Raw genomic sequence first — 13724 nt, forward strand, 5'->3', positions numbered from 1 at the left:
GCTCGAGCGTGCCGCCTGCCCGGTCCGCGCCGCGATGGCGGGTCGCCGATCCACCGTATCCGTCGCCCACGATCCCGGACCCGCGCCATGACCGATGAGCTGCAGACGATCATCGACCTGATCCGCTACGGCGCCAGCCGCTTCCAGGCCGCCGGCCTGACCTTCGGCCATGGCTACGACAACGCCCTGGACGAGGCCACCCAGCTCACCCTGCACGCGCTGCACCTGCCGCACGACCTGTCGCCGGTGTATGGACAGGCGCGCGTCACGCTGGCGGAAAAGGAAGACGTGCTGGCGCTGTTCCTGCGCCGCATCGAGGAGCGCGTGCCGGCCGCGTACCTGACCGGCGAGGCCTGGTTCGCCGGCCTGAGCTTCAAGACCGACCGCCGCGCGCTGGTCCCGCGCTCGCCGATCGCCGAACTGATCGAGGCCGGCTTCGAGCCATGGCTGGGTGGGCGCGACGTGCGCCGCGCGCTGGACCTGTGCACCGGCTCGGGCTGCATCGCCATCGCGATGGCCCACTACAACCCCGACTGGCACGTGGACGGCGCCGACATCAGCGAGGACGCGCTGTCGCTGGCGCGGGAAAACGAAGCCCGGCTGCTGGTGCGCAACACCCGCTTCATCCGCTCCGACCTGTTCTCCAACCTGCAGGGCGAGCACTACGACCTGATCGTCAGCAACCCGCCCTACGTCACCAACGAGGAGACCGACGCGCTGCCGCAGGAGTATTCGTACGAACCCGAGCTCGGCCTGCGCGCCGGCGACGACGGGCTCGACCTGGTCCTGCGCATGCTGCGCGACGCGCCGCTGCACCTCACCGAGCAGGGCCTGCTCGTCTGCGAGGTGGGCGAGGCCGAGCGCGCGCTGACCGCGCTGCTGCCCGAACTGCCGCTGGCGTGGGTGGAGTTCAAGGTCGGGCAGATGGGCGTGTTCGTGGTCGAGCGCCACGACCTCGTCGCCCACCACGCGCGGATCCGCGAACTGGCGGATGCGCGCGAGGCTGGGGCATCATCGGCCGCCGACCCGGCGCCGCCGGCGACCGGCGGCCTGTTCTGAACCGCGAGGAAGCGAGTTGAACACGTTCGGCCATCTGTTCCGCGTGACCACCTTCGGCGAGTCGCACGGGCCGGCGATCGGCTGCGTGATCGACGGCTGCCCGCCCGGGATCGCGATCGCGCCCGAGGACTTCGCCCACGACCTGGCGCGGCGCGCCACCGGCAAGACCCGCCACACCTCCGCGCGGCGCGAGGCCGACGAGGTCGAGATCCTCAGCGGCGTGTACGAGGGCGTCACCACCGGCACCCCGATCGCGCTGCTGGTGCGCAACACCGACCAGCGCAGCAAGGATTACAACGCCATCGCCCGCCAGTTCCGCCCGGGCCATGCCGACTACGCCTACTGGCAGAAGTACGGCATCCGCGATCCGCGCGGCGGCGGCCGCAGCTCGGCGCGCGAGACCACGATGCGGGTGGCCGCGGCGGTGGTGGCGAAGAAGTGGCTGGCCCGGCGCGGCGTGACCGTGCGCGGTTGCCTGGTCCAGATCGGCGACGTGGTTCCGCGCGCGCACGACTGGAACGCGGTCGAAGGCAACCCGTTCTTCTGGCCCTGCGCCGAACAGGTGCCCGAGCTCGAGGCCTACATGGACGCGCTGCGCAAGTCCGGCGACTCGGTGGGCGCGAAGGTGGTGGCCGTGGCCGACGGCGTGCCGCCGGGCTGGGGCGAGCCGGTGTACGGCAAGCTCGACGGCGAGCTCGCCGCGGCGATGATGTCGATCAACGCGGTCAAGGGCGTGGAAATCGGCGACGGATTCGCCAGCGTGGCCCAGAAGGGCACCGTGCACCGCGACGTGATGACCCCGGACGGATTCCTGTCCAACCACGCCGGCGGCGTGCTCGGCGGGATCTCGACCGGGCAGCAGGTCGTGGTCTCGGTCGCGTTCAAGCCCACGTCCAGCCTGCGCCTGCCGGTGCAGGGCGTGGACGTGGACGGCAACGTGGTGGACATCGTCACTACCGGCCGCCACGATCCCTGCGTCGGCATCCGGGCCACGCCGATCTGCGAGGCGATGCTGGCGCTGGTGCTCATGGACCAGGCGCTTCGCCACCGCGCCCAGTGCGGCGACGTGGGCGAGGTCCCGCCGCGCATTCCCGCCGGGGCCGGTGGCTGAGCCGCGGCCAAGGGTCTGGGTGTCGCAGCCGCTGTTCGACGACATCGTCGGACGGCTGGGCGAGTACTTCGACGTGGACGCGACCGCGGAGGTCACCGCGTGGAGCCCGGCCCGGGTCGCGGAGAAGCTGCGCGACGCGGCGGGCGCGGTGGTGACCCTGAACGAGCGCATCGGCCCGGCCGAGATCGCGCAGGCGCACGGACTGCGCGCGGTGGCCAACGTCGGCGTGGGCTACGACAACCTCGACGTGGAGGCGCTGCACGCGCGCGGCATCGTCGCCACCAATACGCCCGACGTCCTGACCGAGACCACGGCCGACCTCGGCTTCGCGCTGGTCCTGGCGGCGGCGCGGCGGATCACCGAGGGCGAGCGCTGGCTGCGTGAAGGCCAGTGGCGGCAGTGGTCGTTCGACACCCTGCTGGGCCACGACGTGCACGGCGCCACGCTCGGCATCCTCGGCATGGGCCGGATCGGCCAGGCCATCGCCCGGCGCGGCGGGCACGGCTTCGGCATGCGCGTGCTCTACCACAACCGCAGCCGCCTGCCGGCTGGTATCGAAAGCAACTGTCGTGCGGCCTACGTCGACTTCGATACACTGCTGCGCGAATCGGACCACCTCGTGCTGGTCCTGCCGTATTCGCCGCAGACCCGCCACGTGATCGACGCCGCCGCCCTCGCGAAGATGAAGCCGACCGCGACGCTGACCAACATCGCGCGCGGCGGCCTGGTCGACGAGGATGCGCTGGCCGACGCGCTCGCCGGAGGCCGCCTGGCCGCGGCGGCGCTGGACGTGTTCGAGGGCGAGCCCCGGGTCAACCCGCGGCTGCTGGCGCTGCGCAACGTCGTGCTGACCCCGCACGTGGGCAGCGCCAGCCACGCCACCCGCCGGGCCATGGCCGCGCTGGCCGTGGACAACCTCGTCGCCGCCCTCGGCCACGGCCCGCGCGCCGGCGATCCGCCGACGCCGATCGCCGCCAAAGCGACCGCCAAACGATAGGGGAGCCCCAGGCCCGGCCGCGTCCGCGCGGGCTCCCCCGAACCTCCCGCGATGGCGCGCGCCTCCGGTGCGCCGCGCCAGCATGCCCGGATCCGATTTCCACCTACCTTTTCCAGCGGATAGCCCATGAGCACCCCCAGCAACCGTCGTTTCAACGTCGCCGTCGTCGGCGCCACCGGCGCCGTCGGCGAAGTGATGCTGTCGATCCTCGCCGAACGCGATTTCCCGGCCGCCAGCGTGGTCGCGCTCGCCTCCGAGCGCTCGGCCGGCAGCACCGTGCAGTTCCGCGACCAGGACCTCGTGGTCCAGGACCTGGCCACCTTCGACCCGGCCGGCATCGACATCGCCCTGTTCTCGGCCGGCGGCGAGACCTCGAAGCAGTACGCGCCGGAGTTCGCCGCCGCCGGCGCGGTGGTGATCGACAACTCCTCGGCTTTCCGCTACGACGACGACGTCCCGCTGGTGGTGAGCGAGGTCAACCCCGAGCAGGTCAAGAGCCGCCCGCGCGGGATCATCGCCAATCCCAACTGCTCGACCATGCAGATGCTGGTGGCGCTGGCGCCGCTGCACCGCAGGTACGGGATCGAGCGCATCAATGTCGCCACCTACCAGTCGGTGTCGGGCGCCGGCCGCACCGCGATGGAAGAGCTGGGCAAGCAGACCGCGCAGTTGCTGGGCTTCCAGGACATCGACCCGCAGAAGTTCCCGGTCCAGATCGCCTTCAACCTGATCCCGCACATCGACAGCTTCCTCGACAACGGTTTCACCAAGGAAGAGATGAAGCTGGTCTGGGAGACCCGCAAGATCCTCGGCGACGACTCGATCCAGGTGAACCCGACCGCGGTGCGCGTGCCGGTGTTCTACGGCCATTCCGAGGCGGTGGCGATCGAGACCCGCGAGAAGGTGACCGCGGAGGAGGCGCGCGCACTGCTGGCGTCCGCACCGGGCGTGGAGGTGGTCGACGAGCGCCGCGCGGGCGGCTATCCGACCCCGGTCACCCACGCCTCGGGCAAGGACGCGGTGTACGTCGGCCGCATCCGCGAGGACATCTCGCATCCGCGCGGCCTGAACCTGTGGATCGTGTCCGACAACATCCGCAAGGGCGCCGCGCTCAACGCGGTGCAGCTGGCCGAGCTGGTCGCGGCCGAGGGCTGATGCATGCGTGGCCGGCGCGGGTGGGACCGCGTCGGCTACCTCTTCCGGGCGTGCGTCGGGCGAGCGCGGACTGCGACCGGACATTGCGGAGGCGGCGCCGGGCCGGATAGAGTCGCCGCCATGCCTGCGCCGCCGTCCCCGTCCACGACCCCGCGCAGCCGGCTGGCGACGCTGCTCGTCGGCCTGCTGCTGTCCGTGCTCGCGTGGCCGGCGTTCGCGCTCGGCCTGGGGCAGGTGGAGGTGCGCTCGCGCGCGGGCGAGCCGCTGCTGGCCGAGATCCCGATCATCTCCAGCGATCCGTCGGAGCTCGAGTACCTCGAGGCGCGGCTGGCGTCGCCCGAAACGTTCCGCCGCATCGGTCTGGATCCGCCCACCGGGCTGGTCTCGGACCTGCGGTTCAGCATCGCGCTCGATGCCCGCGGCCGTCCGGTGGTGCGCATCACCACCGAGCAACCGGTCGAGCAGCCGGTCCTCAATTTCCTGGTCGAGGTCGAGTGGGGCCAGGGGCGCCTGGTGCGCGAATACTCCGCGCTGGTGGCCACGCCCGATACCGTGGCCGCGCCCGCGCAGCCGCCGATCCAGGCCCCGCAGGCCGCGCCGTCGAACGTGATCGAGCGGTTGCCCGATGCGGCGCCGCCGGCCGAGGACGCGACCGCGGCCGGGGAACCCGCGGACACGCCGGCCAGCGATGCCGACACCGTGGCCACTTCCGCCGAGCCCGTCCAGGCCGAACCGGCGCCGCCGCCCCGCGCGCAGGCGCCGGCGCCCGTGGCCCGTGCCCCCGCGCAGGCGCCGGCGCCGGGTGGCGAGTTCGGGCCGGTGCAGCGCGGCCAGACCCTGAGCGAGATCGCCGCTTCGCTGGCAGCGGGCAGCGGCTACAGCCTGAACCAGGTGATGCTGGCCCTGTTGCGCTCGAATCCCGAGGCCTTCATCGGCGGCAACATCAACCTGATCCGCCAGGGCGCGGTGCTGCGCATCCCGCCGAGCGATGCCTGGTCGGAGACCAGCGTGGCCGAGGCCAACGCGATCGTGCGCGAGCACGTGGCGCGCTGGCGCGAGATGCGGCGCCCGGTGCCGCAGCCCGATGCGGTCGCGGCCGGCGAGGCCGCTCCCGCCGGCCAGACCGGGGATGCGCGGTCGGGGGCCTCGGCGTCGTCCGCACCGCGCGTGGCCGACGCGAGGCTGGAGATCGTGCCCGCCGCGGCCGAAGGCGCCGGCGGGACCAGCACACAGACCGGCACCGCCGCCGGTGGCGAGGGCGACATGCTGCAGCAACAGGAACTGGTCCAGACCCGCGAGACACTCGCCGCGCGCGAAGCCGAGCTCGAAGAGCTCAAGTCGCGGCTGGCCGAACTCGAACAGCTCCAGCAGCAGCAGGCCCAGCTGATCCAGATGAAGGACAGCGAGCTTGCCGCCGCGCAGCAGCGGCTGGCCGAAAGCAACGTCCGGTCGCCGGAGGCCGGGGCGCTGCCGTGGCTGTGGCTCGGCATCGGGCTGGTCGCGGCGGTGCTGCTGGCCGCGTGGCTGCTCTCGCGGCGGCCGCGGCCGGCGCCGGCGCGCAAGGGCGTGCCCGGGTTCGCGGCCGCGCCCGCCGGCGCGCGCGAGCCGACCGTGAAGCCTGCCGGAAAGGCGCCCGTCGCCCCGGCGCCCGGCCCCGTGCCGCCAGAGCCCGAGCCGGAGCCCGCCCCGCCGCCGGCGCCGCAGAAGGCGCCCACCTGGACCGCGCCGCCCGCGGCCGCGACCGGGGCGTCCCCGACCTGGCACGTGGGCGGTGGCGCGCGTACCGAGGCCCCGTCCGGCGCCGAGGTGGTGCCGCTCAACGCCGGTCCGGCCGGGCAGGACCGGATCGAACTGGCCCGTGCCTACCTCGACCTGGGCGATACCGACACCGCGCGCAGCCTGCTGCAGGAAGTGGCCGACTTCGGCGATCCGGGTCCGCGCGACGAGGCCCTGCAGCTGCTGCGGGAACTGGCCTGAACGGTGTGCAGCGCTACGCGCTGGGCGTCGAGTACGACGGCAGCGGCTTCCGCGGCTGGCAGCGCCTGAGCAAGCCCGGCCAGCCCGACCCCGACACCGTGCAGGGCGTGCTCGAAGAGGCGCTGTCTTCGGTGGCGGCCGCGCCGGTGTCCACGGTGTGCGCCGGCCGCACCGATGCCGGCGTGCACGCGCAATGCCAGGTGGTGCACTTCGACAGCGAGGCCGCGCGCGACCCCCGCGCCTGGACCCTGGGCGCCACCACGCGTCTGCCGCCGTCGGTGAGCGTGGTCTGGTGCCGGCCTGTCGATGCCGCGTTCAACGCACGCTTCTCGGCGGTGGCGCGCCGCTACCGCTACCGGATCCTCAACCGCCAGGTGCGCCCGGCGCTGGGCCGCCAGTGGCTGGCCTGGGTGTGGTCGCCGCTGGATGCGGACGCGATGCACCGCGCCGCCCAGGCACTGGTGGGAGAACACGACTTCGAGGCCTTCCGCTCGGCCGAATGCGAAGCCGCCCACGCGCGCCGCGAGCTGCAGCACATCGCGGTGGCGCGCGATGGCGACATCGTCACCGTCGACGTGCAGGCGAATGCCTTCCTGCACCACATGGTCCGCAACATCGTCGGCTCGCTGCTGGAAGTGGGGCGGGGCGCGCGCCCGGAGGACTGGATCGCCGAACTCCTGGCCGGGCGCGACCGCACGCGTGCCGGCCCGACCGCGTCGCCCGGCGGCCTGGTGTTCCTCGGCCCGCGCTATCCGCGCACCTGGCCGTTGCCCGAAGAGGTGCTGGTCGACGCGGCGACTGCACGCCGACCCGCAAAGCGGTAGGCTCTGGCGCAGTCCCACGGGCGAACCGGCCGCATGCCATTCCAACCGTTCCGCACCCGCATCAAGTTCTGCGGCATGACCCGGCCGGGCGACGTACGCCTGGCGGGCGAGCTGGGCGTGGACGCGGTCGGTTTCGTGTTCGCGGCGCGCAGCCGGCGGCGGGTGGAGCCGGCGCAGGCGCTGGCGATGCGCGAGGCGCTGGCGCCGATGGTCGATGCCGTGGCCCTGTTCATGGACAACCCGGCCGAGGAAGTGCGGCAGGTGGTGACGACCATGCGGCCGTCGCTGTTGCAGTTCCATGGCGACGAGGACGAGGGCTTCTGCCGCAGCTTCGGGCTCCCGTACCTCAAGGCCGTGCCGATGGGCGCCGATGCGTCGCCCGACCCGCTGGAGCTGCATGCGCGCTACCCGACCGCGGCGGGGTTCCTGCTCGATGCGCACGCGCCGGGCGAGCCGGGCGGCGGTGGCCGCGCCTTCGACTGGGCGAAGGTGCCGCGCGGGCTGACCAAGCCGATCCTCGTGGCCGGCGGCCTGACCCCCGACAACGTCCACGACGCGATCGTGGCCACGCGGCCCTGGGGCGTGGACGTGGCCAGCGGGGTGGAACTGCAGGGCGGCGCGCCGGGGATCAAGGATGGCGCGCGCATGCGCCGCTTCGTCGAGGAAGTGCGGCGCGCCGATTGCGGCTGATCACGCCCCGGCGCGATCCGTCGCCGCGAGCTGCGCGCGCAGCCAGCCGGCAAGGCGCTCGAGTTGCGGATCGTCGCCGGCGCGGGTGCACAGGCACCAGTGCGCGCCGGTCTCGACGAAGCCCCAGGGGGCGACCAGCCGCCCGGCCTCCAGTTCGGCGGCCACCAGCGGCTGTGGCGCGATCGCCACGCCCAGTCCGGCCAGCGCGGCCTCCAGCAGGTAATAGAGGTGTTCGAAGCCGGTGCCCATGCGCAGCGCCGCGGGGTCGATGCCCTGGCGTCGCGCCCATTCCGGCCACGCCTGCGGACGCGAGGCGGTGTGCAGCAGCGCTTCCCCGATCAGCGCCGACGGAGGCCGGCCCGCGATGCGGGCGGCCGCGGGATGGCGCGGATCGACCACGGGTCCGACCCGTTCGGGGGCGAGCACGTGCACCCGCCACTGCGGCGGCCATGGGGGTGCGCCGATCAGCAGGGCGGCGTCGAGCCCGGGCAGGGCGGGGGCGAATGCCCCTTCGTGCGGCGACAGGTGCAGCTGCAGGCCGGGCAGGTCGGCGCGCAGCCGCTCCAGGCGCGGGATCATCCAGCGCGCCAGCAGGCTGCCCGGGCAGCCGATGACCCGCGTGCCGGGTTCGCCGCCGCGGCGCAGGCCGCGCACCGTGGAGCGGATGCCGGCGAAGGCGCTGCCGGTCGCTTCGGCCAGGCGCCGGCCGGCCTCGGTCAGCCGCAGGCGGCGGCCGTCGCGGTGGAACAGGGCGACGCCCAGCTCCTCCTCCAGCAACCGGACCTGGCGGCTGATCGCCCCATGGGTGACATGCAGCTCGCCCGCGGCCCGCGAGAGGCTGCCCAGGCGGGCGGCCGCCTCGAAGGCGCGAAGCGCGTTGAGCGGGGGCAGGTCCGGCGCCGCCATGTGTGATCCAGAATCACAAGGACGTCAGATAATATCGATTTATCGGGCGGCTGGTGTGCGCTAGAGTCTCAAGGACAGCAGTTCCGGGAAGGATTCGATGAGCAGCCCCGCCCCGCCGGATTTCCACGCCTGGCCCGACGCCGCCGGCCATTTCGGCCGCCACGGTGGCCGCTTCGTGGCCGAGACCCTGATGGGGCCGCTGGAGGAACTGGCCGCCGCCTACGACGCCGCGCGCGCCGATCCGGCGTTCATCGCCGCGTTCGAGAAGGACCTCAAGCACTACGTCGGCCGGCCCAGCCCGATCTACCACGCGCAGCGCCTGAGCCGCGAAGTGGGCGGCGCGCAGATCCTGCTCAAGCGCGAGGATCTGAACCACACCGGCGCGCACAAGATCAACAACACCATCGGCCAGGCGCTGCTCGCCGCGCGCATGGGCAAGAAGCGGATCATCGCCGAGACCGGCGCCGGCCAGCACGGGGTGGCCAGCGCCACCGTCGCCACGCGACTGGGCCTGGAATGCGTGGTGTACATGGGCGCCACCGACATCGAGCGGCAGAAGATCAACGTCTACCGGATGAAGCTGCTCGGGGCGGAAGTGGTGCCGGTGACGTCCGGCTCGGCGACGCTCAAGGACGCGCTCAACGAGGCGATGCGCGACTGGGTGACCAACGTCCACGATACCTTCTACATCATCGGCACCGTGGCCGGGCCCGATCCGTACCCGCGCATGGTGCGCGACTTCAACGCCGTGGTCGGGCGCGAGGCGCGCGCGCAGGTGCTGGCCGAGTACGGCCGCCTGCCGGACGCGATCACCGCCTGCGTCGGCGGCGGCAGCAATGCCATCGGCCTGTTCCATGCCTTCCTCAACGACGCCTCGGTGCGCATCGTCGGCGCGGAAGCGGCCGGCGATGGCATCGACACCGGCCGCCATGCCGCCTCGCTGTCGGCGGGGCGGGTGGGGGTGCTGCACGGCAACCGGACCTACGTGATCTGCGACGACGACGGCCAGATCATCGAGACCCATTCGATCTCCGCCGGCCTCGACTACCCGGGCGTGGGCCCGGAGCACGCCTTCCTCAGGGACACCGGCCGCGCCGAGTACGTGGGCGTGACCGACGCCGAGGCGCTGGAAGCCTTCCACCGCCTGACCCGCACCGAGGGGATCCTGCCGGCGCTCGAATCCAGCCACGCCGTCGCCCAGGCGATCAAGCTGGCGCGCGGGCTGCCGCGGAACGCGCTGGTGCTGTGCAACCTGTCCGGTCGCGGCGACAAGGACGTGCACACCATCGCCGCGCGCGAGGGAGTGGAGATCTGATGCCGGCCTTGCTGGCGCTCCTGCTGCTGGCGCACGGTGGCGGGAGCGCGTCGCCCGCGGACTTCGATTGCGTCGCAGGGGTGTGCATCGACCAGCCGCTCGACCTGGCGGCCGGGGGCGGCTGGCAGGTCGAGGACTGGCCCGAGCCGCACGCCTGCACCCGGGCGTCCGGTGGCCGCCTGCCCGCGGGTGTCGGCGTCCTGCTGCTGGACGGGCGCGTGGCGCGCTTCGAGATCGGCCTGTCGGACGACGGCGAGGCAGCGCCCGAGGCGCCGTTCGGCCTGCGCCGCGGCATGTCGCTGGCCGAGGCGGGCGCGCGCCTGCCGTCCGACGGGATCGACGTGGACTTCCACAAGCACGCCTGGCCGCCCGGGCTTTACCTCGACTGGCGCGATGCCACGCGCGACCGCGCGCTGCGCCTCGAACTGCCCGGTGCGGAGGTCGAGGTGATCCTCTGGGGCCGCGCCGAGGCGGTCCGGCTGACCGAGGGCTGCGCGTGAAGACCTCCCTGCCTGTCCCGACCTTCCACCGGATCGATCGCCCATGAGCCGCATTCCGCAGCGATTCGCCCAGCTGGCCGCGCGCGGCCGCAAGGCGCTGATTCCCTTCATCACCGCCGGCGACCCGTCGCTCGAGGCCACGGTGCCGGTGATGCATGCCCTGGTCGAGGCCGGCGCCGACGTGGTCGAGCTGGGCGTGCCGTTCTCCGACCCGATGGCCGACGGCCCCACCATCCAGCGCAGCTCGGAGCGGGCACTGGCGCGCGGGGCGGGGATGGCCTGGGTGCTGGAGGCGGTGCGACGCTTCCGCGAACGCGATGGCGACACGCCCGTGGTGCTGATGGGCTACCTGAACCCGGTCGAGATCCGCGGCGCGGAAGCCTTCGCCCGCCAGGCCGCCGAAGCCGGGGTGGACGGGGTGCTGCTGGTCGACCTGCCGCCGGAGGAGGCGCCCGAGTTCCGCGCCGCCTTCGCCGCCCACGACGTGGACCTGGTGCTGCTGGCCTCGCCGACCACGCCCGACGCGCGCCTGTCCATGCTGCTGGCCAACGCCCGCGGCTACCTCTACTACGTGAGCTTCGCCGGGGTGACCGGCGCCTCCGAGCGGCTGGACCCGGCCGCCGCCAACGCCCACCTGCGGCGGATCCGGGCCGGCAGCCGGGTGCCGGTGGTGGCCGGCTTCGGCATCCGCGACGCGGCCAGCGCCGCGGCCATGGCCACCGACGCCGACGGCGTGGTGGTCGGCAGCGCCCTGGTCGCGGCGCTGGCCGATGCCGCCGATGCCGCGGAGGCCTCGCGTCGCGCCACCGCCTTCCTCGCGCCGCTGCGCGCCGCCCTGGACTGAGGCCCGCGTCCGTCCCCCGGCGGGACCGGCCCGTGCGCTAAACTGCGCCGCTTTAGCGGTCCTTCGATGGGAGCCGACCAGGCATGAGCTGGCTGAAGAAACTGGTGCCGCCGCGCATCCGCACCGACAGCGCTGCGACGCGCAAGCGCAGCGTGCCCGAGGGGCTGTGGGAGAAGTGCGAGCGCTGCGGCGCGGTGCTGTACGGGCCGGAGCTGGAGGAGAACCTCGAGGTCTGCCCGAAGTGCGCCTTCCATCGCCCGATCCGGGCGCGGGCCCGGCTCAAGGCCTTCCTCGACCCGGGCGAACTGCGCGAGATCGGCGCCGAGCTCGCCCCGACCGACGTGCTCCGCTTCCGCGACCAGAAGAAGTACGCCGACCGGATCCGCGCCGCGCAGAAGGCGACCGGCGAGCTCGACGCACTGGTGGTGGTCGAGGGCACCCTCAAACGGATGCCGATGGTCGCGGCCGCGTTCGACTTCGCGTTCATGGGCGGCTCGATGGGCTCGGTGGTCGGCGAGCGCTTCGCCCGCGGCGCCGAACGCGCGCTGGAGCTCGGCGCCGGCTACGTGTCGTTCTCGGCCAGCGGCGGCGCGCGCATGCAGGAGAGCCTGTTCTCGCTGCTGCAGATGGCCAAGACCTCGGCCGCGCTCGGCAAGCTGCGCGCGGCCGGGCTGCCCTACATCTCGGTGATGACCCATCCGACCACCGGCGGCGTCTCGGCCTCGTTCGCGATGCTGGGCGACGTCAACATCGCCGAGCCCGACGCGCTGATCGGATTCGCAGGCCCGCGCGTGATCGAGCAGACCGTGCGCGAGACCCTGCCCGAGGGCTTCCAGCGCTCGGAGTTCCTGCTCGAGCACGGGGCGATCGACCAGATCTGCGACCGCCGCCAGCTGCGCGACCGTATCGCCACCCTGATGGCGATGATGCTGCGCCAGCCGATGCCCAGGGACGAGGCCGCATGAGCCGGCGCTGGTTCGGAACCGACGGCATCCGAGGCCGGGTGGGCGAGGGCGCGATCTCGGCCGACTTCGTGCTGCGCCTGGGCAACGCCTACGGCCATACCCTGCGCGAGGCCGCCGAGGCGCGCGGCGACCGTCGCAAGCCGCTGGTGGTGATCGGCAAGGACACGCGCATCTCCAACTACATGTTCGAGGCCGCGCTCGAGGCGGGACTGGTCGCGGCCGGCGTGCACGTGCAGCTGATGGGCCCGATGCCGACCCCGGCGGTGGCGCACATGACCCGCTCGATGCGCGCCGACGGCGGCATCGTGATATCGGCCTCGCACAACCCGCACTACGACAACGGCATCAAGTTCTTCTCCGCCGAGGGCGAGAAGCTCGACGACGCCACCGAGCTGGCGATCGAGGCGGCGCTGGACCGCCCGTTCACCACCGTCGCGTCCGAGCGCCTGGGCAAGGCGGTGCGCACCCGCGACGCGGTGGGGCGCTACGTGGAGGCGTGCAAGAACTCGGTCCCGCGCAGCTTCAACCTGAGCGGCATGCGCGTCGTGGTCGACTGCGCGCACGGCGCCACCTACCAGATCGCGCCGCTGGTGCTGCGCGAACTCGACGCCCAGGTCGACACCATCGGCGTCGAGCCCAACGGCATCAACATCAACGCCGGCGTCGGCTCCATGCACCCGGAGGGTCTGTGCGAGCACGTGCGCGCCACCGGCGCCGACCTCGGCATCGCCTTCGACGGCGACGGCGACCGGCTCCTGTTCGTGGACAGCGACGGCGTGGTCCGCGACGGCGACGACCTGCTGTACGTGCTCGCGACCGACTGGAAGGAAAGCGGCCGCCTGCGCGGGCCGGTGGTCGGCACGATCATGACCAACTACGGGCTCGAACTCGCGTTGGGCGAGGCCGGGATCGAGTTCATCCGCACCAGGGTCGGCGACCGCTACGTGCACCAGGCACTGCTCGAGCACGGCGGCATCCTCGGTGGCGAGGCCTCCGGCCACCTGCTGTGCCTGGACCGCGCCACCACCGGCGACGGCATCATCAGCGCGCTGCAGGTGCTCGAGGTGCTGCGCCGGCGCAGGACCACGCTGCAGCAGGCGCTCGCGGGCGTGCGCAAGCTGCCGCAGAAGACGGTCAACGTGCGCTATTGCAACGGTGCGCGACCGGCCGAGTCGGACGCGGTGCAACAGGCGCTGGCGAAGGCGACGGCCGCGGTCGAGGGCCGTGGGCGCGCGTTCCTGCGGCCGTCGGGCACCGAACCGGTGGTCAGGGTGACGGTCGAGGCCGACGACGAGGCCCTGATGCTGTCGACCCTGGAGACGCTGGCCGCCGCGGTCCGGGCCGCCGCCGAAGCCTGAGGCGGGCACGTTTTCACGGCGTC

Annotated in this window: 13 protein-coding genes; 12 read left to right on the forward strand and 1 reads right to left on the reverse strand. The window is 73.1% G+C overall.

Annotation, left to right across the window (positions count from 1 at the left end; genetic code table 11):
• Nucleotides 1–87: 87 nt before the first annotated feature.
• The 7 genes from prmB (at nt 88) to LUTJ29_RS0109940 (ending at nt 7813) form a co-directional block, all read left to right on the forward strand.
• Nucleotides 88–1059: a 50S ribosomal protein L3 N(5)-glutamine methyltransferase gene (gene prmB, locus LUTJ29_RS17035; protein WP_051322902.1), complete on the forward strand. Its 972-nt coding sequence runs from the start codon at nt 88–90 to the stop codon at nt 1057–1059.
• 16 nt (nt 1060–1075) lie between these two features.
• Nucleotides 1076–2170 (forward strand): chorismate synthase, encoded by a 1095-nt coding sequence (gene aroC, locus LUTJ29_RS0109915; RefSeq protein ID WP_027072381.1) that lies wholly within the window; start codon nt 1076–1078, stop codon nt 2168–2170.
• On the forward strand, nt 2163–3167 hold the full coding sequence (locus LUTJ29_RS17040; protein WP_051322903.1) for a D-glycerate dehydrogenase: 1005 nt from the start codon (nt 2163–2165) through the stop codon (nt 3165–3167). Before aroC ends, LUTJ29_RS17040 begins: the two co-directional genes overlap by 8 nt.
• 126 nt (nt 3168–3293) lie before the next feature.
• On the forward strand, nt 3294–4322 hold the full coding sequence (locus tag LUTJ29_RS0109925; protein WP_027072382.1) for an aspartate-semialdehyde dehydrogenase: 1029 nt from the start codon (nt 3294–3296) through the stop codon (nt 4320–4322).
• A gap of 120 nt (nt 4323–4442) precedes the next feature.
• Nucleotides 4443–6299, forward strand: a complete 1857-nt coding sequence (locus LUTJ29_RS0109930) for a FimV/HubP family polar landmark protein (RefSeq protein ID WP_051322904.1) — start codon at nt 4443–4445, stop codon at nt 6297–6299.
• Nucleotides 6300–6304: 5 nt separating this feature from the next.
• The gene (gene truA / locus LUTJ29_RS17045) at nt 6305–7123 is read left to right on the forward strand and encodes a tRNA pseudouridine(38-40) synthase TruA (RefSeq protein ID WP_051322905.1); all 819 of its coding nucleotides are present in this window, start codon (nt 6305–6307) and stop codon (nt 7121–7123) included.
• 33 nt (nt 7124–7156) lie between these two features.
• Nucleotides 7157–7813 carry a phosphoribosylanthranilate isomerase gene (locus LUTJ29_RS0109940; protein ID WP_027072384.1) on the forward strand — a complete coding sequence of 219 codons (657 nt, stop codon included), beginning with the start codon at nt 7157–7159 and terminating at the stop codon, nt 7811–7813.
• Here LUTJ29_RS0109940 and LUTJ29_RS0109945 read toward each other — a convergent pair whose 3' ends face one another.
• Nucleotides 7814–8719, reverse strand: a complete 906-nt coding sequence (locus LUTJ29_RS0109945) for a LysR family transcriptional regulator (RefSeq protein WP_027072385.1) — start codon at nt 8717–8719, stop codon at nt 7814–7816.
• A gap of 97 nt (nt 8720–8816) precedes the next feature.
• On the opposite strand from LUTJ29_RS0109945, the gene trpB reads away from it, so the two are divergent.
• The 5 genes from trpB (at nt 8817) to glmM (ending at nt 13701) form a co-directional block, all read left to right on the forward strand.
• On the forward strand, nt 8817–10034 hold the full coding sequence (gene trpB / locus LUTJ29_RS0109950) for a tryptophan synthase subunit beta (RefSeq protein ID WP_027072386.1): 1218 nt from the start codon (nt 8817–8819) through the stop codon (nt 10032–10034).
• Nucleotides 10034–10534: a hypothetical protein gene (locus LUTJ29_RS17050; protein ID WP_051322906.1), complete on the forward strand. Its 501-nt coding sequence runs from the start codon at nt 10034–10036 to the stop codon at nt 10532–10534. The genes trpB and LUTJ29_RS17050 overlap by 1 nt, the downstream gene beginning before the upstream one ends.
• Before the next feature lie 43 nt (nt 10535–10577).
• Entirely contained in the window at nt 10578–11378 is an 801-nt protein-coding gene (gene trpA / locus LUTJ29_RS0109960; RefSeq protein ID WP_027072387.1) for a tryptophan synthase subunit alpha, read from the forward strand.
• 83 nt (nt 11379–11461) lie between these two features.
• Nucleotides 11462–12343 carry an acetyl-CoA carboxylase, carboxyltransferase subunit beta gene (gene accD / locus LUTJ29_RS0109965; RefSeq protein WP_027072388.1) on the forward strand — a complete coding sequence of 294 codons (882 nt, stop codon included), beginning with the start codon at nt 11462–11464 and terminating at the stop codon, nt 12341–12343.
• Nucleotides 12340–13701, forward strand: a complete 1362-nt coding sequence (gene glmM / locus LUTJ29_RS0109970) for a phosphoglucosamine mutase (RefSeq protein WP_027072389.1) — start codon at nt 12340–12342, stop codon at nt 13699–13701. The genes accD and glmM overlap by 4 nt, the downstream gene beginning before the upstream one ends.
• Nucleotides 13702–13724: the final 23 nt, after the last annotated feature.

Source organism: Luteimonas sp. J29, from assembly GCF_000472505.1.
In the GTDB taxonomy this organism is placed as follows: Bacteria; Pseudomonadota; Gammaproteobacteria; order Xanthomonadales; family Xanthomonadaceae; genus Luteimonas.

What these genes read in the sequence shown, in the direction of transcription:
- prmB (WP_051322902.1), top strand. Translation starts at nt 88, where the DNA reads ATGACCGATGAGCTGCAGACGATCATCGACCTGATCCGCTACGGCGCC.
- LUTJ29_RS0109925 (WP_027072382.1), top strand. Translation starts at nt 3,294, where the DNA reads ATGAGCACCCCCAGCAACCGTCGTTTCAACGTCGCCGTCGTCGGCGCC.
- LUTJ29_RS0109930 (WP_051322904.1), top strand. Translation starts at nt 4,443, where the DNA reads ATGCCTGCGCCGCCGTCCCCGTCCACGACCCCGCGCAGCCGGCTGGCG.
- LUTJ29_RS0109940 (WP_027072384.1), top strand. Translation starts at nt 7,157, where the DNA reads ATGCCATTCCAACCGTTCCGCACCCGCATCAAGTTCTGCGGCATGACC.
- LUTJ29_RS0109945 (WP_027072385.1), bottom strand. Translation starts at nt 8,719, where the DNA reads ATGGCGGCGCCGGACCTGCCCCCGCTCAACGCGCTTCGCGCCTTCGAG.
- trpB (WP_027072386.1), top strand. Translation starts at nt 8,817, where the DNA reads ATGAGCAGCCCCGCCCCGCCGGATTTCCACGCCTGGCCCGACGCCGCC.
- LUTJ29_RS17050 (WP_051322906.1), top strand. Translation starts at nt 10,034, where the DNA reads ATGCCGGCCTTGCTGGCGCTCCTGCTGCTGGCGCACGGTGGCGGGAGC.
- trpA (WP_027072387.1), top strand. Translation starts at nt 10,578, where the DNA reads ATGAGCCGCATTCCGCAGCGATTCGCCCAGCTGGCCGCGCGCGGCCGC.
- accD (WP_027072388.1), top strand. Translation starts at nt 11,462, where the DNA reads ATGAGCTGGCTGAAGAAACTGGTGCCGCCGCGCATCCGCACCGACAGC.
- glmM (WP_027072389.1), top strand. Translation starts at nt 12,340, where the DNA reads ATGAGCCGGCGCTGGTTCGGAACCGACGGCATCCGAGGCCGGGTGGGC.